Here is a 10,625-nt window from a genome sequence, read left to right as displayed (position 1 = left end):
AAAACTAACCTACCATGTCTCCATGTAAAGATATGTTAAGTTTTAGTGACCAGGAACCTATTATGTACTCTATAAGTTTTTAAAAAATTTTATTTTTTAATTTTGAACTTGAAACTTGATATAAATAATATTTTTTCGATAAGTAAATTATAAAGAAATCCTTATAATCATGTTTTGAACCCGAAAGGAAAATCTAATATTTAATTGATACTCTTACCTTCTCCAAATTTTTCAAATATATATCTAATAAAAGCTAATCCTTCTATATTATTTATTTTCCACAAGAATTTGTTTCCCTTACTCTTTCGGTAAGTAAGTTTAGTATAAGTAAACTTTTAAATAAGCTAACCCCTTAATTAACATGGGATCTCAAGTTGAGCACAAGAATCAGAAAATTAAGAATTATAACCAAAAACGGAAGGATTATACTGGAAGAGGAAATAACCCCCAAATCCGTAACCACCAAAGATTTAGATTCGGCTATAACCCTATTTAGACTCATTTCAAACGAATCCCGTTACAAGATAATTCGTTTAATATCTGAGAAAAATCCCATTAGTTTTACAAAACTACATGAATTATCCGGTTACAGTCAAAAAACCATAGCTCAAGGTCTAGATGATTTGCTTCGCATTAGAGCGATATCCAAAGAAAGTAACGGATACATGCTTTCAGTAATCGGTAAATTATTACTAAGAGAGCTAAAAGAAATAGCAAGCATAATCAAAAAAATCAGAGACTTGCAAGATTTAGAAATTGATTTCGAGTTTTAATAAAATAAATTTACATGCAGAATCCTAAATCAATCCATTTTACTTTCAAGGCTCATATTAAGATGAGGAACAGAGTTACTCACAAATTTTTAGTAGAAAATAGCTTCCCGATTTTTGTTAGCCTCATAATATAACTTTTTTGTGTCAATCGGAAAAACTCCCTTAATTACCTGCAAATAATTTTTCAATCTGTCTTCTTTTTCCTCCACTTTAAAATGTATTACAATATCCGATAACTGGGTAATTACAGCTATAAACTTCCCTGAATGCGCTTCCATGTTCATGAGATAGAAAGCCAAATCTTTACAGCTCTTATGAAGACGAAATATCCTTCTGCAGAACTTTGCCAAGTCCTCCTCAGAAACACCTATACTCAGATCAGTTAAACTAACAAAAACCCAAATAGCCTGCCTATTTTCACCTATTCCCTCTCTAATTTTTTTCATAGTAGAGTATAATTTATCCATACTAAAGGGATAAGTCAACTGATAGACACTACCATAATCAATCTTTTTTATCGACTCACTTTCCTGGGTAAAGCAATCAATAATAGTGAAAAGTTCTTCACGAGGTTTAGTATTTTCACTATTTATCACTGACCTAATGTTAGCCCGTTTGGCGAATTCCAATGCTGGAGTACTAAAGCTCACCAATATAATGTGCGGATTTTCCAGCTGCCTATAGACTCGCCACTCGGTAAACCCTATAAAAGTTGTACCTGTTTGAAAGGAGAGTATAACAATTGAGTTGGATGGTATTCCACCACCTAGGCGCTGGTCTAATTCCGGTATCTCTGTCTTTAATATCTTTATATTCTGCAACTTTTTTCTACCCCGCTCGGTCTGACTGATTCGGTCGCTTTAATTTTTAATGATTGATAAGGCTTATTTATTTTATCCTGCATTTCTTACCTTATTGGTAAGTAACTACCCAATAAGGAAAGTTTATATACTCTCAAGTAAAAAAATATATTGGCATACAATATATTCGCCCAAGAACAAAAATCAGACAAATAAGAGGTAAAACAAATGGAAAGAAAAAGGAGAAGTTTCTGGGACATGTTCGGATTCGACGACATGTTCGGGTTTGACGAAATAGTGCAGAGAATGATGGAATATGTTCAACAAACCATGGAATCCGGAGAAGTCGGTGAAAAGTCTTTTACTATGCCATTTGAAGGACCCAATTTCAAAGGCGTCATAAGATATGAATACTCTAATATGCCTTTAGATGAGCAAGATTTTGAGAACCGAGATCCGGTATTTTTTGATATCCCTGAGCCGGTACCATTAGAAAGACCGGATCCTCTTCGTAGAACTCCAAAAAGAATCAGGCCAGAAAAACCTTTTGTAGTTCCCACTCAGGTTACAAGTCAAGATACATTAGTTGATATAATAGAAAATCCAGACGAGTTGTTGGTCGTGGTGGAGGTTCCTGCGGCAAATAAAGACGATGTCAAACTCAATCTTACTGAGAGAAATTTGGAAATAAGAGTTGACTCACCAGTAATGTTCTATAAAGTAATTCAATTACCTTGCGAAGTAGATTGCAATAAGGTCAAAGCCGATTTCAGAAACAGAATACTCGAAATAAAAATAAAGAAAAAATAATGCTAATGCATTTTTAATTCATTTGGGAAGGAGGTCAAATTTTTTTAATGTCTGAACTATCCGATACCGAGGTTCCTATAAATTTCGAGAAAAGGAAAAGAGAGTCAGGATACTTACCATACGTGGAATTTATTGGAACAGCCCATTTCAGTAAAACCAGTATCATGGAAGTTATGGAAAGGGTACAAGAGCTTCGGCCAGACGCTGTAGCACTGGAGCTCTGTCCACTACGCTATTACAGTCTGCAGCGTCTATGCTTAAATTGTCCAAGAAGAGGAAGTTGCGACCGCAAGTGTGAGTTCATAATCTCTACGGATCACCTAGTTAACAAAGACACCGACATCTGGCTAGTTGATATGGATGAGAGAGAAATTCATCACCGAATAATTCGAAATGCTACAAATAGAGATGTTAGAAACTGGCTTAGTGCTTCAAGATACGTAAAGTCTAATGAGGCTCAGGGTTTGCAACTTTGGGAAGCGGGACGCAAAGAAGAGGCAATGCACATTTTTGACAACAATACTGAGATAATGAAAAGAACCTTCCCAAGTCTATGGACTGTGCTCATAGACCAGAGAAACGCACTAATGGCTGCAAGACTTCACTATATAATCCAAAGTTATCTGGATAGGGGCTTAAAAGATTTTAAAATCTTAGTAGTGACCGGGGCTGCACATGTTCCGGGCTTAAAACAAATGCTAAGAAATCCTGAACTAGCTTTTGATACTATAAGAAGATACGGAATAAGATTTACACCACCTTACCGAATAAGGAGGGTAAGAGTGGACTAATTTCTTCTTTCAAGATTGAAGTCCGTCCCTATTTCTAACAAACCTTTTCTCTACCATAACTCCTTTTTGAAATTTTTTCATTTAAAAATTTTAATCGAAAAAATCTTTATTTAGTACCTTTTCTACTTTTTTCTGTTTTTTCAAAACAAAACTTTATTATGAAATATTCTCCTAAAATACTACAATAGGAGGAGAACCCGATGAGCTCTTGGTGGAGCTGGGGTCCGGTTACGCTCACTTATGTGACTCTAGAACTGGAAATAGAAAAGATGCCGGAAATCAATGCTCCGAATGATGTTTATGTGAGAAAATACAATCCGGAAAGCGATGCAAATACACTAGCAATATTACACAATGAAACTATGAAAGAATTTCGTGACTTCGCAATAATATCGCCGGACTTTTTAAATAAAGTAACCACAGACTGCTCATACATTGCGGAACTAGATGGAAAACCAGTTGGAATGGGACTGTGCGCTGTAGCGAACACGAAAAAGGGGCGCCTGGGTTACATCGCAGAATTCGGGGTGATTAAAAAATATCGTCGGAAAGGAATAGGTTCCGCCCTCTTAAAACATATTTTAGATTGTTTTAAAGCAAAAGAAGTGGAAATAATCACCTGTGAGGTTCTAGAAGAAAATGATCTAACGCTATTTATATTAAAGGATAAATTGGGATTTAAGGAAGTGGAAAGAACGACTATGGTTTCATCCGGAATGCCCCCGGGAATTTTCGGCCAAAGATAAAATAGGAGAAACACTTAATGTCTCAATCTCAAAGTGAAAGCGGAACGGATTTTGGACAAGCAGGTGAGGTATATTACTACATGTCACATGACCTGAAAAATCTACCACCAATTCCCGAAAACAAATATGTCAAAATAAGATACATGAGAAAAGAAGATATTTCAGACTACGTAAACCTGGTAAACGAGTCGCTAAGACACTCTCCTGATCCTTTTGTACCGATGACAAGAGAATTTGCTGAAAAATGGCCCTTAGAGCAAACACTAATAGCTGAATATAATGGCGAAATGGTTGGCTTTCTGATGTTCGAATCACGGGGAACAACTGGACTACCGGTACAGCTCGGAGTCGCCCCCAAGTATCGCAGACTCTATATAGGAACCACTCTACTTTTAAGCCTGCTACACAAATTTAAGAAAGAGGGAGTAAAAGAAGTTCAAATGAAAGTTTACGAAAATAATAAACCTGCAAGGAGCCTCTACAAAAAATTAAATTTTAAAATCTATGGTATTGTCATAGAACAATAACTGAAAAATGGAGCAGTTCCCTTTAATTTAATAGTTTGAAATGTTAATTTTCACTCTTTATTTTTTAGTAAATATTAAATATTACATTGTTATTAGTTGAGAATAAACTGGAAACAATTTTAAAATGCAAAAATTTCACAATAAAAATAACTGCTCGACAATTTTTTGGATAGAGGTATAAAAAATGATAAGGTCAATCTTCTGGAACCAAATAGAGTTCGCTGAGCGTAAACAAATAAAAAGTATTCAAGAGTCGAAGCTTAGAGCTCAACTAAGACACGTGTACTGGAACTCCTCATTTTATCAGAAAAAACTAGAAAAGATATTGGGCAAAATCAATAAGCTAGAAGATCTTAAGCAAATCCCGGTAACTACACGTGAAGAGCTGGAAGAGGATGTCGAAGCCTCAGGGGACCTGTTTGGAGGCAGAATATGCGTACCAATGGACAAAATCCTGTACCCTATAAGCCCGCCGGAATTCCCGATAAAAAAGGCACCCATTGGCACCGCAATAACAAGCTCCGACCACTCGACTGTAGTGGAACATCTAATCAGACAAAGTATAATGATTGGAATTAAAAACGGAGATACAATTCAGGTTCAGTGTAACGGATGGGAACCTTTAAACTTCGCCTATTTCTCCCCGATGTTTGGGGCTGCAACACCGCCCAATGTGGGTGAAATACTTGAACTTAATGTAATACCATTAGAAATCATTATTGTTGACATGGCGAGAACCATACAGACGGCTAGATTCTTCAAACCCAGCGCTGTTTACACCAACAAAGCGGCCTTAATGTTCATGGAAGACATCCTAAACAAAGAAAACAGCAACCCCAAGGAAATAAACTATAAACAAATAATTGTGAGAGAAAACAAGGATACGCCGAGCGCAGCGGAGAGAAAAACTCTAAAAGATAAGTGGGACGCAGAAATATACTCAATGCTGGACATACAAGATAATTTATTCTATGCTATGGATTGTTCAGAACACCAAGGATTACACCTCTGGGAAGACGGATTCATAGTCGAAGCAACGGAGAAGGATACCGGAAGTCCACTAGAACCCGGACAAAAAGGAATGCTCACCATAACCAATCTCTTTGCAGAAGCCACACCATTAATAAGATACCAAACAGATATCGAAATTACACTGAGCTTAGAGAAGTGCTCCTGTGGAAGAACCCACGCCCGAATAATCCCCCCAAAATATAACGAATAGGAGGAAACAAAAAGTGGAAAGTTATACTCAATATTGGAACCCCACCATAGAAACCATGCCTAAGGATGAACTAAAACACCTCCAGTTAAAAAAACTGATTTCACAAGTAGAATATGTCTATAAAAATTCTAAATTCTACCACCAGCTATACAGCCAAGCCGGGATAACTCCTGAGGATATAAAATCCTTTGAAGATTATCAAAAAAGAATACCCATAATCCAAAAGGATGATATTAGAAGAGACGTTACAACGGAAAGCCCCTTTGGGGGTGTAAACTGTGTTGATCCAGGTAAGCTAATGATTTGGGTATCCACAGGTACCTCTGGAATCCCAACATTTGGGGGAAGAACTAGGGAAGACTTAATTATACATATAGAGAACTTATCCCGATCATTTTGGGCAACCGGCTTTCGCCCCGGAACCAAAGTAATCCAACAATTCGGAAACTGGCACTGGTCACCGCAGAATCTGGTTATTGCTTGTACTCGGATGGGTGTTAAGCAGGTCCTGGTAATAGGAGCGAGTATTGGGCCTTTTGCTAGACGGGCTGCGCTTTTAGCAAAGTACTTTAAACCTGATTTTTTGGTTTTGCCAGCGACTTTTACCCAGCTTATGATTCAAGAAGCGGTTAATATGGGTGATGAGCCTACCGAGCTTTTCTCTGGTATTAAAAAGATTCTGATTTCTGCTGAGGTCTTAACACCTTTAAATAGGCAGAGGCTTAAGGAGCGGGCTTTCCCAAATGCGGAGGTGCATTTCTACGCTGGTGGTGGCGAGTCTCAGGTATGGCCTGTGGATAGCTGTTATCCGGAGTGTAATGGAGGACATCTTTGGGAGGACTTTGTTTTCTCAGAGCTTATCGATCCCGAAACACGAGAGTTGATTCCGGGGGCAGAGCGTGGAGAACAGGTGACCACAAATATTGCAACGAAGGGCACTCCATACATTAGATTTGATATGGAGGACCTGGTTGATATGTACTATGACCCCTGCGTTTGTGGAAGAACTCATCCCCGGGTCACCATTATTGAACGTGCGGATTGGCAGATTAAGGTAGCAGGTAAGACCGTTGTACCTTTTGATGTGCGTATGGTTTTTGAGGAGTTCCCGGAGACCGAGGAAGCTATCTTTAAGATTCAAAAGTATGCGGATAAAATGGATAAGTTAAAGATTGTGGCCGAGTTTGACCGGAAAAAGACAAAGGACCGCAAGGAACTCAAGCAACGTCTACAGCAGCGAATTAAAGACAAATTAGGTGTGGATTCCGAGATTGAATGGGGTCAAGTTGTAATGCCCTCAATGGATAAAGTAACCCATAAGATTGTACGAATAGAGGATCTAACCAAACAACAATGATAATAAAAAAGAAAAAACTAGAATTATTCAAAACTCTATTTTTTTAAGGGATGTGGAGGTTGTGGTTATAGATAACTTGGTTTTTCCCCCAACCTTAGAATCATTAAAATATAATCTAGAGCTACCTCGAGTGCAATACGGCTACTTGATACTGTTTGGTAAACGGTATTTGGGAGAAGACTTTGAGATGCCAAGAAACATCGATGATGTGGGAAAAATTGAGTTTCCATTCAAGATTGAGGACTTGGTTATGCCCATGGACAAGTTCGTGGAGATGCTGGACAACTTAGATATTGATCACTGCGTTCTTTTTGCCATGGATGAGGAAACAAACACTGGGAAACCAGTTCTAAACGATCACATAGCAGGGCTGGTGAGGGAGTATCCGGACAAGTTTAAGGGATTCGGCGGTGCTGATCCCCATAAGGGTAAAAAAGCGGTGGAACAGGTTCAGAAAGCTTATGACGATGGCTTAATCGGCATAGCAATGAGGCCCTTCATTCATAATATTTATTCCAGCAGCAAAAAGTACTATCCGATATACTCCAAGTGCGACGAACTGGACATGATAGTCTGGCTGCACACCTCGATGAGCTGGTCTCACATCAGAAGAATGGATCTCGGTCGACCCCTATACTTGGATAGAGTATGTTTAGATTTTCCAGAATTAAGGTTTATCGCGGGACACGGAGGTTGGCCCTGGGTAACCGAGTTAATGGGTGTGCTCTGGCGACGTCCAAATGTTTACACAGATATTACTACTATGAATCCTAGGTATATTGGTATGCCTGGTACTGGTTGGGAGCCTTTAATAACTTATGGTAACAGCCTTTTCCAAGATAGAGTACTTTTCGGAACATCGTGGCCACTTATGCCTTTTGAACTCTGTATCGAAGAGGTGAAAAAGCTTCCCCTTAAGGATTCGGTGAAAGAAAAGTGGCTGCACAAGAATTCAGAGCGTCTTTTTGGATTCTAATAAAAAATTGCCAACCTAATACTAACACTATTTTTTACTCTCTTTTTTTAGCGCTACATCTATTAGTTAAAAAAAAACAATAATAACAGACTAAAGTATGTTTTATATTGGAGGTGAAATAGAGGTGTATCGTGTTGTAGTTACTGTTAAGGAGGTTAAGGGTCACTGTGGAATTCATAATGTGGGAGACCGTTTTGTGGTTGACGAAGGACAAGTTCTCTCTCTTGACACCGCTAAAAGCCTCTGCGTCTACGCGCTGGCTAGTTTGATTCCCCTCTTTCCCGCCTTGTCCAAGGACTTACCCAAGGACGACTGGATGAGTGCAGAAACCCAGTACATACAATGTATAGATCCGGGGCCGGAATATGGTGGCGGTGGCACTGTAATTTTTGAAATCAAGAGAGAGAAAGTGACTTAAATTTTTCCCAACACTTTCTTCCTTTTTTAAGTCCAGTTTTGAAAAAAATTATTTTTCAGGTTATGGTTCTAATTGTTTCTGTTAGTAGTTTTATAGTGTTTTCTATGTCTTTTAGGTCCACTATTTCTACTGGTGAGTGGGTGTATCTTACCGGGACGCATAGGGGGCAAGTGGCTACTCCTTCACGTGAGAGTTGTATTGCCGCTCCGTTTGTGGAGCCCATTGCCACCGCTACTTGGTGGGGGATTTTAAGTTTTTCAGCAGTTTTTATGAGCATTTCTCTTGGTTGTCTGTTGGAAACAAATCTCACATCTACTGCTCGGATGACGGGGCCTTTTCCTAATTCTATTGTTGTGGTGTAGGGTTTTACGCCTGGAAAATCTGCGGCGCTGGTGCTGTCAACTGGAAAAGCGATTTCAGGTTTTAAACTGTATGCGGAAACCACTGCTCCTCGTAGCCCCCTCTCTTCTTCCACACTAAAAGAGTAAAGTAGGTCTGATTGGAGTTCTCGGTCCTTTAGGTTTTTTATGCATTCTATTGCTACTAGGCAGCCTATTCTATCGTCGAAAGCCTTACCACAGATACGTGTTCCTAATAACTTGTCTAAGCCACGTTTAAGGGTTATAGGATCTATTATGCTGACACCAGACTCGACCACTTCCTCCCTACTTGACGCCCCGATATCGATGAATAAGTTCTCAGCTGAAATCACCTTCTCTCGCTCCTTACCCGTAGTAAAATGGGGTGGTATAAAGCCTATGGTACCATTAATGTCTCCTTTCTTGGTGTGAATGATCACTCTCTGAGCTGGGAGAACCCTGCTGTCTAGTCCTCCCAAAACCTCGAATCTTATGAAACCCTTATCGTCAATGGCTTTAACAACTAGCCCCACCTCATCCATGTGTGCGTCAATAAGGACTCTTGTTGGCCCCTTCCCTTTTTTCCTCGCTAAAACATTTCCCAACCGGTCGATCTTAACCTCATCCACATAATCCTCAATCTTAGAAACAATCAATTGAGCTATTTCATACTCAAAACCCGATACTCCGGGTGTAGTTATTAGTTCTTCAATTAGCGGTAGTAGTTCACTCATAATCATTCAGCTCTCAGATTCACTTTGTAAAAATCACGTACTTTAAAAATTACTTTCCAAATAATCTATTCGAAACGTATTATGGTTAATTCCTGTTTACAATCTACTATTTATAAATTAGTTACTATTTCACTCGACTATGCCTTAAGAAAAAGAGTTTTATGGGTATTGCAATAAATATTTCCTAGGGATTGTTATGGGTAGTGGAAGGAGTTCTGGAGCGGGCGTAGTTTTATGTTTAACCATATTAGGATTTATAGTGTCCTTGTTTTTCTTCTGGCCGCTTGCATTTGCTATACTCTTTTTGGGATTAGCAGTATTCTGTGCATTAGAATCAAGCAGTAAAGCCCCACATCCACGAGTACCCCAAGGTAGAAGACCTGTAAGATACGAGCCTCCAACCCAGACGCAAAGGCGCCCCCAAGAATATCGGCGTCCGTATAGTCCCGAAAGTTACACAAAGCGTGAAACCGCCACCACAAAATATGGAATAAGAATACCCGTGGAAGAGGATGAAACTGAGACCGAAGGGATTTATCGTTGGGAAATAGAGGAGGAAGAGAGGGAGGAACCTGAAGAAATAACCGGAATATCCGAAATTGAGGAGGATACTCGGTACCGAGTAACCGAGGCGGAGCAGCAATTAGACGAATTAAAAGAAGAATTGGAGGAAACCCGAGCCCGGTACAAGCCAACAATAATCCCTGAGACTAAAGTGGAAAAAATCGAAGAAGAAATTATAGTCGACGAGAAAGCGGAGCTTTTAAAAGATTTAGAAAGCCAGGAAGAAGCAACTAAAATCATACTAGAGGAATTAAAACAACGCTGGATGAGTGGAAAAATAGATCTTAACATGTACCAAAAATTAAAGGAAAAATACGAAAAGAAAATCAGGGAAATCCAAGAACAGAAGAAAAAAATTACGAAATAATAAATAAGCTCAACCCCGCTCCATAAACCTTGCAATATTTAAGACGACTAATTTTCGTATTTCTTTACAAGACTAAAAGCTATGTAGTCTATTATAAATTATTATTTTTTTCTGATATTTTCTAAACTACAGTATTTGAAAATGAGTTTTTGGGGGTAGGGATACCCTTATAGTGGAGAGA

The 10,625-nt window shown here is 38.8% G+C and carries 12 protein-coding genes; 10 read left to right on the top strand and 2 right to left on the bottom strand.

Annotated elements, in window-relative coordinates:
- Positions 1-374 precede the first annotated feature (374 nt).
- A complete protein-coding gene (locus tag ACUVXA_RS10565) occupies positions 375-773 on the top strand; it encodes a hypothetical protein (RefSeq protein WP_445871225.1) in 399 nt (132 codons plus the stop codon).
- An 89-nt stretch (positions 774-862) separates the two neighbouring features.
- Here ACUVXA_RS10565 and ACUVXA_RS10560 read toward each other — a convergent pair whose 3' ends face one another.
- Positions 863-1,594 (bottom strand): RAD55 family ATPase, encoded by a 732-nt coding sequence (locus ACUVXA_RS10560; protein ID WP_445871224.1) that lies wholly within the window; start codon positions 1,592-1,594, stop codon positions 863-865.
- A gap of 207 nt (positions 1,595-1,801) precedes the next feature.
- Between ACUVXA_RS10560 and ACUVXA_RS10555 the strand changes: the two genes are divergently transcribed.
- The 8 genes from ACUVXA_RS10555 (at position 1,802) to ACUVXA_RS10520 (ending at position 8,420) form a co-directional block, all read left to right on the top strand.
- Complete coding sequence (locus ACUVXA_RS10555; protein ID WP_445871223.1) at positions 1,802-2,383, top strand: Hsp20/alpha crystallin family protein; 582 nt, start codon at positions 1,802-1,804, stop codon at positions 2,381-2,383.
- Positions 2,384-2,430: 47 nt separating this feature from the next.
- Positions 2,431-3,174: a TraB/GumN family protein gene (locus ACUVXA_RS10550; RefSeq protein ID WP_445871222.1), complete on the top strand. Its 744-nt coding sequence runs from the start codon at positions 2,431-2,433 to the stop codon at positions 3,172-3,174.
- Between the two features lie 200 nt (positions 3,175-3,374).
- The gene (locus tag ACUVXA_RS10545) at positions 3,375-3,920 is read left to right on the top strand and encodes a GNAT family N-acetyltransferase (protein ID WP_445871221.1); all 546 of its coding nucleotides are present in this window, start codon (positions 3,375-3,377) and stop codon (positions 3,918-3,920) included.
- Positions 3,921-3,937: 17 nt separating this feature from the next.
- Positions 3,938-4,447 carry a GNAT family N-acetyltransferase gene (locus tag ACUVXA_RS10540; RefSeq protein WP_445871220.1) on the top strand — a complete coding sequence of 170 codons (510 nt, stop codon included), beginning with the start codon at positions 3,938-3,940 and terminating at the stop codon, positions 4,445-4,447.
- A gap of 184 nt (positions 4,448-4,631) precedes the next feature.
- A complete protein-coding gene (locus ACUVXA_RS10535) occupies positions 4,632-5,669 on the top strand; it encodes a phenylacetate--CoA ligase family protein (RefSeq protein ID WP_445871219.1) in 1,038 nt (345 codons plus the stop codon).
- A 13-nt stretch (positions 5,670-5,682) separates the two neighbouring features.
- Positions 5,683-7,026: a phenylacetate--CoA ligase family protein gene (locus ACUVXA_RS10530; RefSeq protein ID WP_445871218.1), complete on the top strand. Its 1,344-nt coding sequence runs from the start codon at positions 5,683-5,685 to the stop codon at positions 7,024-7,026.
- 61 nt (positions 7,027-7,087) lie between these two features.
- A complete protein-coding gene (locus ACUVXA_RS10525; protein WP_445871217.1) occupies positions 7,088-8,002 on the top strand; it encodes an amidohydrolase family protein in 915 nt (304 codons plus the stop codon).
- A 124-nt stretch (positions 8,003-8,126) separates the two neighbouring features.
- Positions 8,127-8,420, top strand: a complete 294-nt coding sequence (locus ACUVXA_RS10520; protein ID WP_445871216.1) for a TIGR04076 family protein — start codon at positions 8,127-8,129, stop codon at positions 8,418-8,420.
- 55 nt (positions 8,421-8,475) lie between these two features.
- Here ACUVXA_RS10520 and ACUVXA_RS10515 read toward each other — a convergent pair whose 3' ends face one another.
- Entirely contained in the window at positions 8,476-9,513 is a 1,038-nt protein-coding gene (locus tag ACUVXA_RS10515; RefSeq protein WP_445871215.1) for a M42 family metallopeptidase, read from the bottom strand.
- A 196-nt stretch (positions 9,514-9,709) separates the two neighbouring features.
- On the opposite strand from ACUVXA_RS10515, the gene ACUVXA_RS10510 reads away from it, so the two are divergent.
- The gene (locus tag ACUVXA_RS10510) at positions 9,710-10,444 is read left to right on the top strand and encodes a hypothetical protein (RefSeq protein ID WP_445871214.1); all 735 of its coding nucleotides are present in this window, start codon (positions 9,710-9,712) and stop codon (positions 10,442-10,444) included.
- The last annotated feature ends 181 nt before the right edge of the window (positions 10,445-10,625 follow it).

It is taken from the genome of Candidatus Jordarchaeum sp. (assembly GCF_052745115.1).
The sequence above is the reverse complement of the archived record's forward strand: the minus strand, read 5'-3'. Positions and strand labels throughout refer to the sequence as shown.